Below are 19276 nucleotides of genomic sequence, written 5' to 3'. Positions count from 1 at the left end.
GGGTATCGGGGCTGCGGGAAGAACTGCGCGCACGGCGCGCAGCCCCGGACGGACGGACTCGACACGCGTGACGGAGCACCCCACCTCGCACGAGCGCCGGCAGAGCGGCGCCGGCCCCGCGGACCCTCGCGGGGCGCTCCTGCGTACCTCGGAGCCGCCGTCCCAGCTGCCGGGATCCGGCGCGTTACCGGTACAGGCCCGCACGGGCGACGCACCGAGGGGTTCGGGCGCGTCGAAGCCGCGCGGCAAGCGCGGGAAGGCCGGCGGCCAGGTGTCCGCCGACGCCGGCGTGTCCGCGTCCTCGGGCACGGACGCGCCGCCGCCCTCGCCCGCCCCGTCCGGGCGCGGGTCCGAGCACTCGCAGCCCTCGGCGACCGAACCCGACACGCACCGCCCCCGGCCCGCGCCCGAGGGCATCCCGATCCAGCCGGACGCCGAGCAGGGGCGGTCCGCGCGCGCCACGGGCGGCAAGGAGCGCCGCACCGGGCAGGGTGTGCCGCACGGCGGTCCGATGCCGATGCGGCGGGACGGGGACCGGCTGCGCTTCGTGGGCGCCGCGACCCGGCGGATCGCCCGGGGCATCGACCTCGACGAGATCGTGATGGGGCTGTGCCGGGCGACCGTGCCGACCTTCTCCGACGCGATCCTCGTCTATCTGCGCGACCCGCTGCCGGTCGGTGACGAGCGGCCGACGGGTCCTCTCGTGCTGCGGCTGCGCCGCACGGACCGCATTCCCGAGGAGCGGGACACCGAGAGCGGTTTCCTGCCCGCGCTGCGGCCCGAGCCGAGCGAGCTGTCGGCGCTGACGGCCGAGCTGTGCGAGGTGCGCCCGGGCGGCGCCCTCGCCGAGGTGCTGCGCGGGGTGCGGCCGGTGTTCGCGGACGCGCCCGCCGCGCGCGCCGCGCTGCCCGAACTGCTCGGGGACGATCTTCCGGTGCCGAGCGGGCAGCGCGCGATCCTCGCCCCGCTGCGCGGCCGGCGCAGGGTGATCGGGGCGGCGCTGTTCCTGCGCCGGCCCGAGCGGCTCGCCTTCGAGGCGGACGACCTGCTGGTCGCGGCCCAGCTCGCCACGCACAGCGCGCTCGGCATCGACAAGGCGGTGCTGTACGGCCGTGAGGCGTACATCGCCGACGAGCTCCAGCGCACGATGCTGCCCGAGACGCTGCCGCGGCCCACGGGGGTGCGGCTCGCGTCCCGCTATCTGCCGGCCGCGGAGACGGCCCGGGTGGGCGGTGACTGGTACGACGCGATCCCGCTGCCGGGCAGCCGTGTGGCGCTGGTCGTCGGCGACGTGATGGGCCACTCCATGACGTCGGCGGCGATCATGGGCCAGCTGCGGACGACGGCGCAGACCCTCGCGGGGCTGGATCTGCCGCCGCAGGAGGTGCTGCACCATCTCGACGAGCAGGCACAGCGGCTCGGCACCGACCGCATGGCCACCTGCCTGTACGCCGTCTACGACCCGGTGTCGCACCGGATCACGATCGCCAACGCGGGCCATCCGCCGCCGGTGCTGCTGCATCTGGGCGGGCGGGCCGAGGTGCTGCGGGTGCCGCCGGGTGCCCCCATCGGTGTGGGCGGGGTCGATTTCGAGGCGGTGGAGCTGGACGCGCCGGCCGGGGCGACGCTGCTGCTGTACACGGACGGTCTGGTCGAGTCGCGGCTGCGTGACGTCTGGACCGGGATAGAGCAGCTGCGGGAGAAGCTCGCGGCGGTCGCCGCGCTGACCGGGCCGGATCATCCGCCGCCGCTGGAAGCGCTGTGCGACGAGGTGCTCGACATGCTCGGCCCGGGCGACCGGGACGACGACATCGCGCTGCTCGCCGCGCGCTTCGACGGGATCGCGCCGAGCGATGTCGCGTACTGGTTCCTGGAACCGGAGGACGCGGCACCGGGCCGGGCCCGGCGTCTGGCCCGGCGGGCGCTGGCCCGCTGGGGCATGGAGGACATGACCGACTCGGTGGAGCTGCTGGTCAGCGAGGTCGTGACGAACGCGGTGCGGTACGCCTCGCGGCCGGTGACGCTGCGGCTGCTGCGCACCGACGTGCTGCGCTGCGAGGTCGGTGACGACGTGCCCCAGCTGCCGCGGCTGCGGCAGGCGCGGGCCACGGACGAGGGCGGCCGCGGGCTGTTCCTGGTGAACCGGCTGGCGCGGCGGTGGGGGGCGACCCGGCTGAGTACGGGAAAGGTCGTCTGGTTCGAGTTGAACCGGAACTGACCGGGGTACTCGTCCGGCCTCGCCCCGGCGTGCGGGTGCCTCGCGGCGCCCGTGCCGGTGTGTGCCGGTGCCTCGACCGGTGCCTCGGCGGCGCCCGTGCCGTGCCTCGTGCCGTGCCGGACCCGGTGTACCGGTGCCGGTGCCCGACCGGGGTGCCGGTGCCTGCCCGAACGGCGGGTGCCGGACCGTGGTCCGTGTTGCCGACATGGTGTCGGCAGCGTTGACTGCTGGGGTGAGCGAAGCGACCTGACGACCTCATCTCCGACGGGAGGACGCTCGTGACGCAGGCATCCCGCAAGGCTCCGTACACGACGAACAACGTCGGGATCCCGGTGGAGAGCGACGAACACTCGCTCACCGTCGGCCCCGACGGCCCGATCCTGCTCCAGGACCACTACCTCATCGAGAAGATGGCGCAGTTCAACCGGGAGCGGGTGCCCGAGCGGGTGGTGCACGCCAAGGGCAGCGGCGCGTACGGATTCTTCGAAGTGACCAACGACGTCAGTCAGTTCACGAAGGCCGGTCTGTTCCAGCCGGGCGCTCGCACCGACATGCTGGCGCGCTTCTCGACCGTCGCGGGCGAGCAGGGCTCCCCCGACACCTGGCGCGACCCTCGCGGCTTCGCGCTGAAGTTCTACACCGAGCACGGCAATTACGACATGGTGGGCAACAACACCCCGGTCTTCTTCGTCCGTGACACGATCAAGTTCCAGGACTTCATCCGCTCGCAGAAGCGCCATCCGGTGACCGGGCTGCGCGACCACGACATGCAGTGGGACTTCTGGACGCTCTCGCCCGAGTCCGCGCATCAGGTGACCTGGCTGATGGGCGACCGGGGCATCCCGAAGACGTACCGCCACATGAACGGCTACAGCTCCCACACCTACATGTGGATCAACGGCGGCGGTGAACGGTTCTGGGTGAAGTACCACTTCAAGACCGATCAGGGCATCGGCTTCCTCACCCAGGCGGAGGCCGACGAGCTCGCGGGGTCGGACCCGGACAGGCACCGCCGTGACCTGTTCGAGTCGATCGAGTCCGGCCACGCGCCGAGCTGGACGCTGAAGGTCCAGATCATGCCGTTCGAGGACGCGGCGGACTACCGGTTCAACCCGTTCGACCTGACGAAGGTCTGGCCGCACGGGGACTATCCGCTGATCGAAGTCGGCCGCATGGTCCTGGACCGCAATCCCGAGGACTACTTCGTCCACATCGAGCAGGCCGCCTTCGAGCCCTCGAACATGGTGCCCGGCATCGGGCCCTCGCCGGACAAGATGCTGCTGGGCCGGCTGTTCTCCTACCCGGACACCCACCGCTACCGGATAGGCCCCAACTACAGCCAACTGCCGCCCAACCGGCCGCGTTCCCCCGTGAACTCGTACGCCAAGGACGGACCGATGCGCTACGAGCCGTCGCAGGCGGCCCGCCCGTACGCGCCGAACTCCTACGGCGGGCCCGCGGCCGACTACGACGGCCGGTTCGGTGACCCGGCGAGCTGGCGGACCGCGGGTGAGCTGGTGCGCGAGGCGTACGCGCTCCACCGGGAGGACGACGACTGGGGCCAGGCGGGCACGATGGTCCGCCAGGTGCTGGACGACGCTGCCCGGGACCGGCTGGTGGACAACGTGAGCGGTCATCTCAAGGCCGGTGTCAGCCGCCCGGTGCTGGAGCGCGCCTTCCAGTACTGGCGCAACGTGGACAAGGAGACCGGCGACCGGATCGCCCGGAGCGTCGACGGAGGCTGACGCGCCGGAAGGCCGGCCGGTTCCCGCGGTGCGGGGACCGGCCGGCCTTCGTGACGGCATCATCAGGCGCGCTTGACCTCGAAGTTGTCGACCTTGTCGTTCCAGTTGCCGCCGCCCGGGTAGTCCATGTTCGTGAAGTCGGCCCAGCCGTGCGGGGGAAGCAGGTCGCGCTGCCGGTCGTGCAGGACGCCCGACCGGTAGTCCCAGATGGTGGCGGTCCCGTAGTTGAGGTTCCAGCGCAGGACCCAGTAGTAGACGGAGCTCACCTTGTCGCGGAAGCCCCACTCGCTCAGGTCGTGCCTGCCGCTGCTGCTCAGGCGAATGATCTTGCCCTTGTAGTCGGCGTCCGCGTACAGGCACCAGTAGTCGGCGACGCACCGGTCGGGCGCGGTGGCGGCCTGCGTGGCGACGGCGGCGCGGGTCGCCCTGCGGACCGAGGCGGGCAGCGCGGGGTCGGTCTGCGCTTCCTTCGTCGTGTCGTAGCAGTGGACCTCGCCGCTGGGGAGCTCGGTGCAGCTGTCGGCACCCTCCCAGGACTCGGCCAGGTTGATCTTCCGCCCGTCGTACTCGGCGATCACCGGGTTCGCCGGCTCGGCGGCGGGGGTCGAGGGGTCCTGCGTCGAAGGCTCCTGCGTGGCCGTGGCCGTCGGCTCGGGGCCGGTCTCGTCCGCGGACGCCACCGGTCCGGCGGTGAGCAGCAGTGCGCCGGTCGCGGCGGCGGCCAGCAGGGCGGTGGTCAGGCGTGTGCGTATCAAGATGTGCGCTCCACAGCGATATCGAGGTCGTGCGTCCGGTCGTCGGGACGTGGACGTCGCCGTCCCCCGGTCGGGGGCGGACGGTGGACGTCGTCGTCCCCGGTCAGGAGCGACGGATACGGCGGAACGGGGCGCGCGAGGACGGCTCGGCGCGCGAGAAGAGCCGGAAGTACGGCATGACGAAGTGTTCCCCCTGTGGCGACATCGTTCCCCCGGTCGCGAACTGACGTGGTGCGTCGGCGGGCTGGTCAGGACCGCCGTGCACGGCAGCAAACATAGGCACAGGTGTACGGACCGGGACAAGGTCGTTTCGCGTGACCGGCCACCGCGGGGCCGAGGCCGCCCACCCGGCGGCGGCCGCCCCGAAAGGATCAACTCCCCTGGTGGCGCGGGGGAACAGCTCCGGCCGGCCCCCTGGGTGAGCGGTTTCCGGCCGCCCCGGCCCGGCCGGGAACCGGCCGAAACACGCTGCCCGCCGCGCCGGGGGCACACGTCCTCACGGCAGCGAAAAAGGAGGGCACCCGGATGTCCGGGTGCCCTCCTTCGGGGTTCAGCGGCTCACCCGCGCTACGGGTTGGCCTGGCCGAACGGATTGTCCAGGACGCCGCTGCTGGGCGAACTCGACGGCGAGGACGGGCTCGTCGTCGTCGGCGGGGTCGTCGTCGGCTCGTCCGTGGGGGACGGCGGGCTGCTCGTGGTGGGCGGCTGTGTCGTCGGTTCCCGCGTGGTCGGGGTCGACGACGGGGTGCTGGACGGCGACTGGGTGGCGGTGGGGAGTTCGGTCGGCGCCACCGCCGCGCCCGACGTGGTGTTCAGGTCGAACTTGGTGACGTTCCCCGCCATCGCCTCGAACGTGTAGGCCGCCCAGATCTTCGCCGGGTAGCCACCGCCGTTGACGCGGCCGCCCTCCAGGTAGAGGCCGGTGGCGCCCTTCATGGACACCTGGGCGTGGGTCTTCGCGTCCTCGCCGAACAGCAGCACCGAGGTGACCAGGTTCGGCGTGTAGCCGGTGAACCAGGCCGACTTGTTGTTGTCGGACGTACCGGTCTTGCCGGCGACCACCTGGCCGTCGCGGGACGGGTTGTCCCGCACCGACACCCGGGCCGTACCGTCGTCGACCACGCCGGTCAGCACCGAGGTGACCGTGTCGGCGGCCTCCTCGCTGATGACCCGCTCGCCGATCGGGTCCGGCATCGTGACCGAGGTGTCCTTGTGCTCGGCCGAGGCCACGATCGACGGGGTGACCTTCTTGCCGTGGTTGTCGAGCGTGGCGTACGCCCCCGCCATCTCCAGCGGGCTCGCGCCCATGGAGCCGAGGGTCTGGGCGGGCACCGCCTGGAGGTTCTTGGTGTTCATGCCGAGCTTGCCGGCGACCTTCAGCACCTCGTCCATGCCGACGTCGACGCCCATCTGCGCGAAGACGGAGTTGATGGACTTGTTCATCGCGGTCTGCACGGTGACGGGGCCGTAGCTGTGCTCGTCCTCGTTCGGCGGCGCGAAGCCGATGTCGCTGCCGACCACGGGACGGCGGTTGGTGCCGTCGTAGATCGTGTTCGCGGTGATCGGCTGCCCGGAGCGCGTCTTGGCCGCCTCTTCGAGGGCCGCCGCGAAGATCATCGGCTTGAACGTCGACGCGGCCTGGTAGTCGTGGCGCGTCGCGTTGTTGATGTAGTGCTTGAAGTAGTCCGTGCCGCCGTACATCGCGACGATCTTGCCGGTCTTGGGGTCGACCGACACGGCACCGGCCTGCATGTTGGCGTCGACCTTGCGCTTCTTCGGGTCCAGCTTGCTGGTCAGCTGCCGCTTGACCGTCGACTCCAGCAGCGCCTGCTTCTTGGGGTCGATGTTCAGCGTGATGGTCCAGCCACCGGCGTCGATCTTGGCGTTGGCGTCGCTGAGGTTGTCGGCCGAGCCCTGGGAGACCAGCTGCTGCGCGAGCTCGCTCTTGGCCTCGGTCATCAGATAGCCGGTCTCGCCCTCCATGCCCGGAGCGCCCTTGGGCTCCCTGGGCACCGGGAACTTCAGACCCGCGCGCTCGCCCGCGTCGAGCCAGTGCATCTGGACCATGTTGTCGAGGGTGTAGTTCCAGCGGGCCTGGACCAGCCGCTTGCCGGTCTTCGAGGCGACCGCCCAGTCGTACTGGCTCGGGGCCTGGAGCAGCGAGGCGAGGTAGGCGCCCTGCGCGACCGTGAGCTTCTGGGCGTCGACGCGGTAGTACGCCTGCGCCGCCGCCTGGATGCCGTACGCGTTGCGGCCGTAGTAGCTGGTGTTGATGTAGCCGGCCAGGATGTCGTCCTTGGACTTCTGGCGGTCCACCTTCAGCGAGATGACCATTTCCTTCAGCTTGCGCGTGACGGTCTGGTCCTGGCTGAGGTAGTAGTTCTTCACGTACTGCTGGGTGATCGTCGAACCACCCTGCTTGCCCTTGCCTGAGAGGGTGTTGATCAGACCTCGGGCGGTGCCCTTCAGGTCGATGCCCGAGTCTCCGTAGAAGGTCTTGTTCTCGGCGGCGACGAACGTCTTCTGGACGCTCTTGGGCACCTTGGACAGGTCGACTATCTCGCGGTTGACCTTGCCGCTGCGCCCGAGCAGCGAGCCGTTGCTGTACTTGTAGATGTTGCTCTGGCGCTTCGCGGCCGCGTTGCCCTCGGGCACCGAGACCACCATGTACAGCACGATGAAGCCGCCCATGCCGAGCAGGCAGAAGCCGAGGAACGACCCGAGGATCGTCTTCCAGTTCACGAACCGGCGTATACCGGTGCGGCGGGGCTTGCCGCCCGCCTTCCCTCCGGGACCGGAGCCCGCCGACTCGTTCCCGGACGAGCGCTGGGGCGCCGCGCGGCGGCCCTGCGCCTGCCGCGCTCGTCTCTCTTCAGCTCGTCCCATGGGTCGATCCGCTCCGCTTCATTCTCGTGTGGCACACAAGTTCGCCGGTCAGGTCAGCTCAGCAAGCTAACACCGCGCGCTATGACAAAGGGGCGCCGATCCGGTCTTTTCCGGACGTGACAATCAGCACGCCACCTGCACCGCCCCACTGAATCCGACGAGCAGAAGCGCCGGAAGGTTGCCGCTGCGGGAAAAAGTGAGCTGAGGAACTACGGGCGGCCGGCGCGTGGACCGGGCCCCCGCCGAGTCCCGCGCTCCCAGGTCGGACGGGGTGCGCTCCCCGGGTCCGGGAGGTGTTCCGCCGGGGTCCGGGAGGGCGGGCGGCCCGGGCGCGGGGCGGCCCCGCCGGTCGGTTCCAGAATCGTGACAATCGGCCCCGACCAGGGGGTTCCCGCCCTCCACGGCACGCTTCCTGCGACCTATACGCGCCGCGTATACATGCCGTGTATACGCCGTGTGTAGAGTGCTCGGCATGTCCATCGGTCACACCCTTCTAGGGCTCCTGGAGTCCGGGCCGCGCCACGGTTACGACCTGAAGCGGGCCTTCGACGAGAAATTCGGTCACGACCGGCCGCTGCATTACGGCCAGGTCTACTCGACGATGTCCCGGCTGCTGAAGAACGGGCTCGTCGAACTCGACGGGATCGAGGCGGGCGACGGGCCCGAGCGCAAGCGGTACGCGATCACCGAGGCCGGGGTCACCGACGTGGAGCGCTGGCTCGCGACGCCGGAGACACCCGAGCCGTACCTCCAGTCGACCCTCTACACCAAGGTCGTCCTCGCCCTGCTGACCCGCCGGGACGCGAGCGAGCTCCTCGACAGCCAGCGTTCGGAGCACCTGCGGATGATGCGCATGCTGACCGAGCGCAAGCGCAAGGGCGACCTGGCCGATCAGCTGATCTGCGACCACGCCCTCTTCCACCTGGAGGCCGACCTGCGGTGGCTGGAACTGACCGCCGCGCGCCTCGACAAGCTCGCCGAGGCGGTGACGGCCCGATGACCGAGGTCACCGCTCCCCCGGGCTCCCTGCTCACCGCCACGGACCTGCGCAAGACGTACGGCCCGACCACCGCGCTGGACGGAGCCGCGTTCTCCATCCACCCCGGCGAGGTCGTCGCCGTGATGGGCCCCTCCGGCTCCGGCAAGTCCACCTTGCTCCACTGCCTCGCCGGCATCGTCACGCCCGACTCCGGTTCGATCACGTACGACGGCCGCGAGATGGCGACGATGAACGACGCTCAGCGGAGCGCGCTGCGGCGCTCCGCGTTCGGGTTCGTCTTCCAGTTCGGCCAGCTCGTGCCGGAACTGAGCTGCGTCGAGAACGTCGCGCTGCCCCTGCGGCTGAACGGTACGGGCCGCAAGGAGGCCGAGCGCACCGCGCTGTCCTGGATGGAGCGGCTGGAGGTCGACGACCTCAAGGACAAGCGGCCGGGCGAGGTCTCCGGCGGCCAGGGCCAGCGCGTCGCCGTCGCCCGTTCACTGGTGACCAGCCCCCGGGTGCTGTTCGCCGACGAGCCGACCGGCGCGCTCGACTCCCTCAACGGCGAGCGCGTGATGGAGCTGCTGACCGACGCGGCCCGTTCGACGAACGCCGCCGTCGTGCTCGTCACCCACGAGGCGCGCGTGGCCGCGTACTCGGACCGCGAGGTCGTCGTACGGGACGGCAGGTCCAGGGACATGGAGCGGATCGTATGAGTGCCCGCCAGTGGTCCCGCGATCTCGCCATGGGCGCCAGGTTCGCGGTGACCGGCGGCCGTGAGGCCTGGGTGCGCGTCCTGCTGACGGCCGTCGGCGTCGGGCTCGGGGTGGCGCTGCTGCTGCTCACCACGGCGATACCCAGCGCCCTGACGTCCCGGCACGAGCGGGAACGCGGCCGCAACGACGTGACGTTCAGCTCGGTGATCAAGAAGAAGTCCGACCGTACGTTGCTCATCGCGACGTCGGACACCACCTTCCGCGACGAGGACGTCCGCGGCCGGATGCTCGAACCCGAAGGGGCGCGGGCGCCGTTGCCGCCGGGCGTGTCCTTGTTCCCCGCGGTCGGCGACATGGTCGTCTCGCCCGCTCTCGACCAGCTGCTGAAGTCTCCTGACGGCAAGCTGTTGCGCGACCGGCTCGGCTACCGCGTCAGCGGCACCATCGCGGACAGCGGGCTCGTGGGCCCGCACGAACTCGCCTACTACGCGGGCGCCGACAACCTGAGCGCGACCGGCGAGACCAACGGCCGCATCGAACGCATCGACTCGTTCGGGTACAGCGGGCCGTCGGAGGCGATGGACCCCATCCTCGTGTTGCTCGTGCTCATCGTCTTCGTGGTGCTGCTGATGCCGGTCGGCGTCTTCATCGCCGCGGCCGTACGGTTCGGCGGCGAGCGGCGCGACCGGCGGCTGGCGGCACTGCGGCTGGTCGGCGCGGACGGACGGATGACGCGCCGGATCGCGGCCGGCGAGGCGCTGGCCGGAGCGCTGGTCGGGCTGGCCCTCGGCGCGGGGTTCTTCCTGATCGGACGTCAGCTCGCGGGCCTGGTGATGGTCTTCAGGATCAGCGTCTTCCCCGGCGACCTCAACCCGACGCCCGGGCTGGTGGTGCTGGTGGCCCTCGCCGTCCCGTCCGCCGCGGTCGCGGTGACGCTCCTCGCGCTGCGCGGGGTCGTCATCGAACCGCTCGGAGTGGTGCGCACGGCGCGGCCGTCACGGCGCCGGCTGTGGTGGCGCCTGCTGCTGCCGCTGGGCGGCCTCGCGATGCTCTACCCGATGATCGGGCAGGGGCGGTCCAACGGGAACTTCAACCAGTACCTCGTCATCGGCGGAGTCCTGCTGCTGCTCGTCGGCATCACCGCGCTGCTGCCCTGGGTGGTCGAGGCGGTCGTCGCCCGGCTGAACTCGGGCGGCGTGGCCTGGCAACTGGCCATCCGCAGACTTCAGTTGAGCAGCGGCACCGCTGCCCGCATGGTGAACGGCATCGCGGTCGCGGTGGCCGGCGCGATCGCCCTTCAGATGCTGTTCGCCGGCGTCGACGACGACTACACCAAGGTCAGCGCCCAGGATCTCGCCCGGGCCCAGATGTCCGTCCAGGTGCCGGGCGAGGTGCCCATGGCCGAGGCCGTCCGGCTGATGTCCCGGACCAGGGGCGTCACGCACACGACGGCCCTCGGACGGACCGAACTGGGCGACGGACGCGACGAGCCCGAGGAGCAGTCGACCGTGTCGGTCGGCGACTGCGCGGCCCTGCGGGAGGCGGCCCGGCTGCCCTCCTGCAAGGACGGCGACATCTTCGCGGTGGGGGACGCCAGGTGGGACTCGTCCACCGCGAAGCTGAACAAGGCCGGCAAGAGGCTCTACTTCGACCCGTCCTTCGGTTCCGGCAGCAAGGGGAAGGAGATTCCCTGGACCGTGCCGACGGGCGTCAAGCGGGCGGACTCGCGCAGGGACCCGTCCGGCGAGGAGCGCGGAGGCTTCCTGTTCACGCCCGGCGCGCTGCCCCCGCAGGCCGCTTCGACGGTGCGGGGAACGGTCTTCCTGGGGCTCGACGAGTCGGTGCCGGACGTCCGTGAGTTCGTCCGCAACAGCTCGGCACGACTCGACCCGCTGGCCGACCCCGAGACGTGGACGGCGACGATCCAGTCCAAGAAGTTCACGTCCATCCGCACGGGCCTGTTCGTCGGCGCGACCTGCGTCCTCGTGCTGATCGGCGCGAGCCTGCTGATCTCCCAGCTGGAGCAGCTGCGCGAGCGCAAGAAGCTGCTGTCGGCACTGGTCGCCTTCGGCACCCGGCGCCGCACGCTGAGCCTGTCGGTGCTGTGGCAGACCGCTATCCCGATCACGCTGGGGCTCGTCCTCGCGTCGATCGTGGGCCTCACCCTCGGCACGGTCCTGCTCAAGATGACGGGCACACGGGTGAGCGTGGACTGGGCGAGCGTGCTGTCGATGACCGGGATCGGCGCCGGGGTCGTACTTCTGGTGACCCTGCTCAGCCTGCCGCCGCTGATCCGGCTGATGCGGCCGGACGGTCTGCGCACGGAGTAGGGAGCCCGCCGGACACGGCGGCGCCCCAGCCGGTGGCCCTCCCCGTCCGGGAGGGCCACCGGTCCGCGTTCAGATGCTGTACTCCTTCACCACACGGCGGACCTGGGCGAAGAGCATGCCCACGTTGACCGACTTGCGGCAGACGACGACGGCGACCACGTCCTGCTGGTCGCTCATGCGGATGAACAGATGCGTGAGGTTGTCGCTGTTGACCAGGATCTCCTGGAAGAAGTGCGACTCGGACTCGATGCCGCGGCGCTCCTTGAAGACGTCCTCGATCATCTGGACCGTACGTCCCTGGAACAGGTCGAGGGTCGCGCCCGCGAGCAGGTCCAGGACCTCCGGCGGATGGTTGTCGACGGTCTCGTAACTCAGCAGCATTCCGGTCGACATGTCGACCGCCCCGGAGGCGAGGCAGTCGGGGGCGTCGGCGCGCAGTGATTTGACCAGGCCCATGATCTGGTCGGAGAACCCCGGTGTCATTCGCTTGGTGGCCATGTCGTCATACCCCTTCGGTCGCGGTGTCGGCCGCGACTCCGACGAGTGCGTCGGGTGCGGTGTCAGGTGCGGTGAGCGGAGCGGCCCCGGCCGGGACGGCGAGCGGGTCGGGGCCGGCCCCGGTGAGGATCGATCCGATACGGCCGAGAGCCGGCCGGGTCCGTTCGTGGAGCCGTTCGAGGTCGATGCCCTCGTCGCCGAGGACGATCATCAGCGCGGTGTCTCCGACCGCGTAGAAGGCCGCGAGACCCTGGCTGCCGTAGGTCACGGTCTGGCGGAACGCGCCCCTGGCGGTCACCGCGGTCGCGCGGCGCGCGATGCCGAGGCCCGCGGCGGCGATCGCGGCGAGGCTCTCCGGGTCGATGGTGTCGGCCGTGTCGGCCGCGATGAGCATTCCGTCGGCGGCCGCCAGAGCCGTATCGGTGATTCCGGGCACCTGTTCCCGGAGTTCCCTCATTTCCCTGGCCAGTGCCTCATGATTCATGTATTGAACTCCCTGGTCATTGTGCGCATTTGATCGATGACGGGCATGCGTTCTCAGGTGCCGGAGTCCGGGGTCCAGATCCGCTGCCGCAGCCGGAAGAATCCTTTCCATCCCGCCCCGGTCCTTTCCGTGGCGAGGGTTTCGGTGATTCCGCTCGCGCCGGGTTCACGGCGGGGCAGCGAGGGGGCGTTCACCCCGGGCTCCCTGCGGGGCAGCGCGGGGACGGCCCCCTCGGTCCGCGGGACGGGCTCCGGCCCGGGTCCGGGCGTCTCCGGCTCCTGGGCGGCCACCGCGACCGCCAGGGCGGAGAAGACTTCGGGGTCGAGGGCGGGCGGGGCACCGGACGGCCGCTGCCGGAGCGCTCCGGTCGGCAGGTCCCGCACGGTGACCCGGGGGGCGGAACCGGATTCCGCCGGCAGTTCCAGCAGCCCCTCGCCGAGCATGCGGGCGATCCCCACCGTGACGGTGTAGACACCGAGTCCTGTCGCGAAGGCGATGTCACGCGCGGTCCTGCGGCCGTCGGCGTGGGTCAGCAACTCCTTCTGCGGCGGCGGCAGTTGCTCGCACATGTCGTCCGGAACCGCTCCCCGCACCGGGCGTTCCCGGTCGGGCCGTACGGGCCGCGGCAGGGCGGCGACGGCCGCGAGCTTCCTCGCCGCGTCCTGGAGCAGCCGCCCGGGCACCTCGCCGAGGTCGACCGGCGCGTACGGCTCGTAGATGTCGTCGAGCGGGCCGCACGCCTCCACGTCTCCGGCCACGACGGCGAAGGCCGCGTCCTGCATCGCCATCATGCAGACGACGCGGAGCTGTGCGGCGCCCGCGTAACCGTGCGCGATCAGCCCGGCTCCCGGCCACCGGGTGCCGTCGGCCTCGCGGAGCAGCTCGGCCCACTGCTCACCGCTGACGCGGCCCGAGCGCAGCAGCCGCGCCTCCGCGCCAGGGGCGCCCGGACTCTCGACGGCGACGACGCAGCCGTCACGGAGATGGAAGACTCCCCCGGGCTTTCCGGACGCGCGCAGTTTTCCCGTCGCCCGCGCGCCGTGGCATTCGCTCAGCGCACGCGACAGCAGGTCGTATCCGACCCTGCCAAGGGAATCCCGAACGCCCGACATCACTCCCCTTGGAATCACCGGCACTTCGCACAGACGCCTGACACGTCACCCTGAGGAGGTATGTGTATCAGCGGGGGCGGAAATCCCAGCGGGAGTCGCCCTACCTGATGGAAGTTGAAATATCCCGGTCGCCGAGGGACTTCATCGGTCGCCCGAATGACCGACTGTGCGCGGCAGTTCAGGCTTCCGCGCCCAACACCCTTACGGGAAGCGGCCGCAGGGCCTCGCGCAGGGCCTCCGCGAGTTCCCCGTACTCCGTGCTCCGCGCGGCGCCCGAGCGCATCGCGAGCGCGATCCTGCGGGTGGGCGCCGGATCGGCGAAGTACCCGGTCAGGAGCTGGTCGCTGCGGGTCGTCTCCACCCTGACGGCGGTGCTCGGCAGCAGGGTCACCCCGAGGCCGCCGGCGACGAGTTGGACGAGGGTGGACAGACCCGCGGCGGTGGTGGTCACGGGAGCGTCCGCGCGCCCGGCCTCGCGGCAGATGTCCAGGGCCTGGTCGCGCAGGCAGTGGCCCTCGTCGAGCAGCAGCAGGCGCAGTTCCCGCAACGCCTCGCGCGGGATGCCCTCCCGGCCGCCGAGCCAGTGGTCGAGCGGGGTCACGAGCACGAAGTCCTCGTCGAACAGCGGGAGTTCGACGACCCCGGGCACACCGAGGGGGACCGCGAGCAGCAGCAGGTCGAGCCGGCCGGCCGTGAGCCCCTCCAGCAGCGCGGCCGTCTGCTCCTCGTACACCTGGAGGTCGAGGTCGGGGTAGCGCTCGTGGACGAGGCGCAGGACGGTGGGCAGGAGGTAGGGGGCGACGGTGGGGATGACGCCGAGGCGCAGCGCCCCGGTGAACGGAGCGCGGACCGCCTCCGCCTCCTCCATCAGCGCGCCGACCTCGTCCAGCACCGCCCGGGCGCGTACGGCCAGGCGCTCACCGGCGGGCGACAGGAGCACCTTGCGGGTCGTACGCTCCAGCAGGGTCACCCCGAGGATCTCCTCCAGGGCGGAGACGGCTCCGGACAGCGCGGGCTGGCTCATGCCGATCGCGGCGGCGGCGTCACGGAAGTGCAGATGCTCGGCCACGGCGGTGAAGGCGCGCAGCTGCGCGAGGCTGGGGCCGCGCCGTCCGCCGCCCTTGCCGCCCGACGCCCTGCCGGTGGGGCTCGCCATGGCCGTACCTCTCGCTCCGGGCCGCTTCACCGGCCGTCACTGATAGCCGCACTCGATCAACGCGACCGAGTGTAGCTATTTCCCGAATCAATGCTGCCTGTGCCACCATCGACGTCGTCCATCCCCCAGGGAAATTCCCCCAAAAAGGGCTATCCCTAGCTGCTAGGAGAGTTTGTGCTCACTGTCGGTGACAAGTTCCCCACGTTCGACCTGACCGCCTGCGTCTCGCTGGAGAAGGGCCAGGAGTTCGAGCAGATCGACCACAAGACCTACGAGGGCAAGTGGAAGATCGTCTTCGCGTGGCCCAAGGACTTCACCTTCGTGTGCCCGACCGAGATCGCGGCCTTCGGCAAGCTGAACGACGAGTTCGCCGACCGTGACGCCCAGGTCCTCGGCTTCTCCGGCGACTCCGAGTTCGTGCACCACGCCTGGCGCAAGGACCACGACGACCTGCGTGACCTGCCCTTCCCGATGATGGCCGACTCGAAGCACGAGCTCATGCGCGACCTCGGCATCGAGGGCGAGGACGGCTTCGCCAAGCGCGCCGTCTTCATCGTCGACCAGAACAACGAGATCCAGTTCTCCATGGTGACCGCCGGCTCCGTCGGCCGTAACCCCAAGGAGGTCCTGCGGGTCCTGGACGCCCTCCAGACGGACGAGCTCTGCCCGTGCAACTGGACCAAGGGCGAGAACACCCTTGACCCGGTCGCCCTGCTGGCCGGTGAGTGACCTTCCATGGCCCTCGACGAACTGAAGTCCGCGATACCGGACTACGCCAAGGACCTGCGCCTGAACCTCGGTTCGGTGATCGGCAACAGTGACCTGCCGCAGCAGCAGCTGTGGGGCACGGTGCTGGCCTGCGCGATCGCCACGCGCTCCCCGCGCGTGCTGCGCGAGCTGGAGCCCGAGGCGAAGGCCAAGCTGTCGCCCGAGGCGTACACCGCCGCGAAGTCGGCCGCCGCGATCATGGCGATGAACAACGTCTTCTACCGCACCCGCCACCTGCTCTCCGACCCGGAGTACGGGACGATGCGGGCCGGTCTGCGGATGAACGTCATCGGCAACCCGGGTGTGGAGAAGGTCGACTTCGAGCTGTGGTCGCTCGCCGTCTCCGCGATCAACGGCTGCGGCCAGTGCCTCGACTCGCACGAGCAGGTGCTCCGCAAGGCCGGCGTCGACCGGGAGACGATCCAGGAGGCGTTCAAGATCGCCTCCGTGCTCCAGGCCGTCGGCGTCACGCTGGACTCCGAGGCGGTCCTCGCCGAGTAGTCCCCGCGCACACCGGGCGGCCTTCGGCCCGCTCGCACTTCACAGGGCCCCGCCCACCGTCATGGTGGGCGGGGCCCTGTGCGTCGCGCGAGGGCCACCACGGCACCGGCCGGTTGCCCGACGGCGGGACCGGCGGCGGCCGGGTGTCCTGTGGCCCCGGGGGCAGGATCGATGTCGGGCCGGCATCCCGGAGGCCGGACCGGCGTCGGAGGGTTGTCCGGTGGCCCGGAAGCCCGGTGGCCCGGAGGCGGGATCGGCGTCGGGCGGTTGCCCGGAAGCCTGGTGGCGCCCGGAGGCGGGATCGGCGTCGGACGGTTGTCCGCTAGCCCGGTGGCCCGGAGGGGTGCCCGGAGGCGGGATCGGGCGGTTGTCCGGAAGCCCGGTGGCCCGGTGGCCGGACCGGCGTCGGGCGGTTGCCCGGAAGCCCGGTGGCGCCCGGTGGCGGGATCGGCGTCGGGCGGTGCCGGGGGCTGCCGTCGGGTCAGGTTCTGTGGGCCGGGGACGCGTCCACCGCGGTGGCGCCGCGGGGCTCGGGCGCGTGGCGCAGATCCGCCTCGTTCGCGTACGAACGCAGGTACGCGACCACCGTGTTGGTCACCGCGACCAGCGGCACCGCGACGACCGCACCGCCGATGCCGGCGATCATGCCGCCCGCGGCGACCGAGAGGACCACCGCGAGGGGATGGACGCGGACCGCGCGGCCCAGGATGAAGGGCTGGAGGATGTGGCCCTCGATCTGCTGGACGGCGAGGACGCCCACGAGGGTCATGAGGGCGATGAAGACCCCCTGGGTCACCAGCGCGACCACCACCGCGAGCGCCCCGGAGATCACCGCGCCCACCAGCGGGATGAACGCGCCGAGGAAGATGAAGACGGCCAGCGGCACGGCCATGGGGACCTTGAGGAAGTAGATGATGATGCCGATGCAGATCGCGTCGATCATCGCGACGATCACCGTGCCGCGGACGTACGCCGTGAGCGTGCGCCACGCGCGCGGGCCCGCGCCCGCGACCCCGGGACGGGCGGCGGCCGGGACGAGCTTGAGCGACCACTCCCAGATCCGCTTGCCGTCGTAGAGCAGGAACAGCGTCGAGAACATCGTGAGGAGGATGCCCGTCAGCGCCTCGACCACCACGGTCACGCCCTGGAGGCCCGCCGAGGTGATCTGGTCCGTGTTCGCGCCGATCGCCTCGCGGAGGTTCTTCGCGATCTTGTTGATCTGCTTGTCGGTCACGTGGAACGGGCCTCTGAGGAGCCACTTGCGCAGCTCGTCGATGCCGTCCTGGATCTGGTTGGAGAGGTTGTCGATGTTCTCCTGGACCTGCCAGACCACGAACCAGCCGATCAGCCCCATGATGACGAAGCCGAGGATCGCGGTGAGCGCGGTCGCGAGCCCGCGCGGCACCCGGTGACGCGTCAGCCGGGCCACCGTCGGCTGGAGCAGCGCGGTGATCAGCAGCGCGGCCACGAAGGCCAGCACCACCAGTTGTACGGCGCTGATGACCCGCATCAGGACCCAGACGGTGCCCGCCAGGATCAGCAGCCGCCAGCCGGCCTCGGCGGCGACACGCACCCCCCAGGGCACGGCGAGGGCGGGGTCGGGACGGTGGGGCGCCGGTGTGTACGCGTACGCCGTGGCCTTCTCCTCGGCGGGACGCTGGACCGGGAGCGCGGAGGCGTCGCCGTCCACCGCCGGAACCTCGGGGGACCCGGACGGACCGGAATCCTCCGGGACGGCGGCGGGAGCGTCGAGGACACGTCCGCCGAGGCCGTCCTCGATGCCGAGGGGGCCCCGCGACTCCATCTCGACCTCGGCCCGGCGTTCGTCCAGCCGTTCACCGAGTTCGGTGAGTCCGGCGCCGAGCCGGCCGAGCCATCCTGGTACACGCGACATGATGCGTCCTTTTCCCCCGCTGCTCCCCACCACTCCCCCCCTGGAGTCGTCGGGTCCGACCGTACATGGCCGAAGCCCCTCCCCCTAGGACGGGGAGGGGCTTCGCAAGGTTGAGCGGCCGGTGAAAGGCGTGGTGCCTAGTACCAGCTGTTGGCCTGCCAGAACGACCAGGCGTCACAGGGACTGCCGTAGCGGCTGTTCATGTAGTTGAGGCCCCACTTGATCTGCGTGGCCGGGTTCGTCTGCCAGTCGGAGCCGACGGACGACATCTTGGAACCGGGCAGAGCCTGGAAGAGACCGTAGGCACCCGAGGATGCGTTGACAGCCCGGTAGTTCCAGCTCGACTCGTGGTTCACGATGTTGCTGAAGCACTGGAACTGACCGCTCGGCACCATCTGGGCCGCCATCGCCTGGATCTGGGCGACGGTGTACGAGGCCTGGACGGAGAAGCTGGAGGCGTCACGCGTCGCGGAGCGGCTCGCCGCTTCCGAGGCCGCCTTGCGCGCCTTGGCCTCCTTCTCCGCCTTCGCCTCAGCAGCCTTCTGCTTGGCGACGGCGTCGTCGGCGGCCTGCTTGCGTGCGGCTGCCTCCGCGTCCTTCTTGGCGCTCGCGTCGGCGGCGATGGCCTGGGCGTCGGCCTGCTGCGTCAGGGACGCGGTCTGCACCTGGGCCTGCTGGCCCGCAGGTATGTCAGCGAGGAGAGTCGAGTCGCTCGCCGTCGCCTCGGCATCGTTCGAGGGCTGGGCGACGCTGCCCGAGGCAACTCCGACCACGCTTCCGACAGCGGTGACCGCGGTGGCCGAAGCCACTGCGAATCCCCGGACCGAAATCCGGCTCACACGGTTTCCTTCCAGCATCGCCCGTTTAGGTGACCCTCGCGGACGCAATCGTGCCCCTCGGCGCTGGCCTCCCAACTGCGGGGTCACGGGGAGACACGGGCCCGGTGGGCAACTCCCGCTGAGGGAGCGCCGCGTGGTGCGCGGGCGGCATACGACGGCTCTATGGAGTTCTGAGGTTCCGGTGTTGCCGTACCGCTGGGGATACAGCTGTGTCGTATGCGGGGCCTGACAGGAGTGAGACTCTAGCCGTAACCCGGCTCCGCATCGCAATTCCGTGTCGCGTGTGAAAGCTCACACCCCGTTTGCCTCAGCTGTTTCCTGGAAACACCGGCGCAGCAAGACGCCGCCCGGCTAGGCTCTTCGCCTTTGCCGGACGGCGCCAACCAGCGTGTATG

General features: G+C 70.8%; 14 protein-coding genes and 1 pseudogene. 7 read left to right on the top strand and 8 right to left on the bottom strand.

The features are described 5' to 3' along the window. The first annotated feature begins 67 nt into the window (after positions 1–67). Positions 68–2218, top strand: coding sequence for an ATP-binding SpoIIE family protein phosphatase (locus tag WJM95_RS20880; RefSeq protein WP_339131209.1), 2151 nt, complete (start codon positions 68–70; stop codon positions 2216–2218). 278 nt (positions 2219–2496) lie between these two features. Next, positions 2497–3963, top strand: coding sequence for a catalase (locus tag WJM95_RS20875; protein WP_339131208.1), 1467 nt, complete (start codon positions 2497–2499; stop codon positions 3961–3963). A 62-nt stretch (positions 3964–4025) separates the two neighbouring features. On the opposite strand, the gene WJM95_RS20870 is transcribed toward WJM95_RS20875, so the two are convergent. Next, on the bottom strand, positions 4026–4718 hold the full coding sequence (locus WJM95_RS20870; protein ID WP_339131207.1) for a peptidase inhibitor family I36 protein: 693 nt from the start codon (positions 4716–4718) through the stop codon (positions 4026–4028). A gap of 567 nt (positions 4719–5285) precedes the next feature. Then, on the bottom strand, positions 5286–7604 hold the full coding sequence (locus WJM95_RS20865) for a transglycosylase domain-containing protein (RefSeq protein WP_339131206.1): 2319 nt from the start codon (positions 7602–7604) through the stop codon (positions 5286–5288). Between the two features lie 472 nt (positions 7605–8076). On the opposite strand from WJM95_RS20865, the gene WJM95_RS20860 reads away from it, so the two are divergent. The 3 genes from WJM95_RS20860 to WJM95_RS20850 are packed head-to-tail and all read left to right on the top strand — an operon-like array spanning position 8077 to position 11629. Beyond that, a complete protein-coding gene (locus WJM95_RS20860; protein ID WP_339131205.1) occupies positions 8077–8604 on the top strand; it encodes a PadR family transcriptional regulator in 528 nt (175 codons plus the stop codon). After that, positions 8601–9299: an ABC transporter ATP-binding protein gene (locus WJM95_RS20855; protein ID WP_339131204.1), complete on the top strand. Its 699-nt coding sequence runs from the start codon at positions 8601–8603 to the stop codon at positions 9297–9299. Before WJM95_RS20860 ends, WJM95_RS20855 begins: the two co-directional genes overlap by 4 nt. Next, the gene (locus WJM95_RS20850) at positions 9296–11629 is read left to right on the top strand and encodes an FtsX-like permease family protein (RefSeq protein WP_339131203.1); all 2334 of its coding nucleotides are present in this window, start codon (positions 9296–9298) and stop codon (positions 11627–11629) included. The genes WJM95_RS20855 and WJM95_RS20850 overlap by 4 nt, the downstream gene beginning before the upstream one ends. 69 nt (positions 11630–11698) lie before the next feature. Here the strand turns inward: WJM95_RS20850 and WJM95_RS20845 are convergent, their stop codons facing one another. From WJM95_RS20845 to WJM95_RS20830, 4 genes and pseudogenes are all read right to left on the bottom strand, one after another. Further along, entirely contained in the window at positions 11699–12127 is a 429-nt protein-coding gene (locus WJM95_RS20845) for a hypothetical protein (RefSeq protein ID WP_339131202.1), read from the bottom strand. A gap of 121 nt (positions 12128–12248) precedes the next feature. Next, positions 12249–12611, bottom strand: a pseudogene (locus WJM95_RS20840) (roadblock/LC7 domain-containing protein); the annotation flags it as partial. Between the two features lie 53 nt (positions 12612–12664). After that, positions 12665–13723 (bottom strand): MarR family transcriptional regulator, encoded by a 1059-nt coding sequence (locus WJM95_RS20835; RefSeq protein ID WP_339131201.1) that lies wholly within the window; start codon positions 13721–13723, stop codon positions 12665–12667. 178 nt (positions 13724–13901) lie between these two features. Continuing rightward, the gene (locus WJM95_RS20830; protein ID WP_339131200.1) at positions 13902–14879 is read right to left on the bottom strand and encodes a LysR substrate-binding domain-containing protein; all 978 of its coding nucleotides are present in this window, start codon (positions 14877–14879) and stop codon (positions 13902–13904) included. A 174-nt stretch (positions 14880–15053) separates the two neighbouring features. Between WJM95_RS20830 and WJM95_RS20825 the strand changes: the two genes are divergently transcribed. Both WJM95_RS20825 and WJM95_RS20820 read left to right on the top strand, forming a co-directional pair. Further along, on the top strand, positions 15054–15608 hold the full coding sequence (locus tag WJM95_RS20825) for a peroxiredoxin (RefSeq protein WP_339131199.1): 555 nt from the start codon (positions 15054–15056) through the stop codon (positions 15606–15608). A gap of 6 nt (positions 15609–15614) precedes the next feature. Continuing rightward, on the top strand, positions 15615–16148 hold the full coding sequence (locus WJM95_RS20820) for an alkyl hydroperoxide reductase (protein ID WP_339131198.1): 534 nt from the start codon (positions 15615–15617) through the stop codon (positions 16146–16148). A 481-nt stretch (positions 16149–16629) separates the two neighbouring features. On the opposite strand, the gene WJM95_RS20815 is transcribed toward WJM95_RS20820, so the two are convergent. Next, positions 16630–18042, bottom strand: a complete 1413-nt coding sequence (locus tag WJM95_RS20815) for an AI-2E family transporter (protein WP_339131197.1) — start codon at positions 18040–18042, stop codon at positions 16630–16632. A gap of 137 nt (positions 18043–18179) precedes the next feature. Continuing rightward, positions 18180–18899: a transglycosylase SLT domain-containing protein gene (locus WJM95_RS20810; RefSeq protein ID WP_339131196.1), complete on the bottom strand. Its 720-nt coding sequence runs from the start codon at positions 18897–18899 to the stop codon at positions 18180–18182. Positions 18900–19276 lie beyond the last annotated feature (377 nt).

The sequence above is a fragment of the Streptomyces sp. f51 genome (assembly GCF_037940415.1).
Lineage (GTDB): Bacteria > Actinomycetota > Actinomycetes > Streptomycetales > Streptomycetaceae > Streptomyces.
Note: the sequence above shows the minus strand (reverse complement) of the source record. Positions and strands in the feature narration are given on the sequence as shown.

What these genes read in the sequence shown, in the direction of transcription:
- WJM95_RS20865 (WP_339131206.1), bottom strand. Translation starts at nt 7,604, where the DNA reads ATGGGACGAGCTGAAGAGAGACGAGCGCGGCAGGCGCAGGGCCGCCGC.
- WJM95_RS20860 (WP_339131205.1), top strand. Translation starts at nt 8,077, where the DNA reads ATGTCCATCGGTCACACCCTTCTAGGGCTCCTGGAGTCCGGGCCGCGC.
- WJM95_RS20855 (WP_339131204.1), top strand. Translation starts at nt 8,601, where the DNA reads ATGACCGAGGTCACCGCTCCCCCGGGCTCCCTGCTCACCGCCACGGAC.
- WJM95_RS20850 (WP_339131203.1), top strand. Translation starts at nt 9,296, where the DNA reads ATGAGTGCCCGCCAGTGGTCCCGCGATCTCGCCATGGGCGCCAGGTTC.
- WJM95_RS20845 (WP_339131202.1), bottom strand. Translation starts at nt 12,127, where the DNA reads ATGGCCACCAAGCGAATGACACCGGGGTTCTCCGACCAGATCATGGGC.
- WJM95_RS20835 (WP_339131201.1), bottom strand. Translation starts at nt 13,723, where the DNA reads ATGTCGGGCGTTCGGGATTCCCTTGGCAGGGTCGGATACGACCTGCTG.
- WJM95_RS20830 (WP_339131200.1), bottom strand. Translation starts at nt 14,879, where the DNA reads ATGGCGAGCCCCACCGGCAGGGCGTCGGGCGGCAAGGGCGGCGGACGG.
- WJM95_RS20820 (WP_339131198.1), top strand. Translation starts at nt 15,615, where the DNA reads ATGGCCCTCGACGAACTGAAGTCCGCGATACCGGACTACGCCAAGGAC.
- WJM95_RS20815 (WP_339131197.1), bottom strand. Translation starts at nt 18,042, where the DNA reads ATGTCGCGTGTACCAGGATGGCTCGGCCGGCTCGGCGCCGGACTCACC.
- WJM95_RS20810 (WP_339131196.1), bottom strand. Translation starts at nt 18,899, where the DNA reads ATGCTGGAAGGAAACCGTGTGAGCCGGATTTCGGTCCGGGGATTCGCA.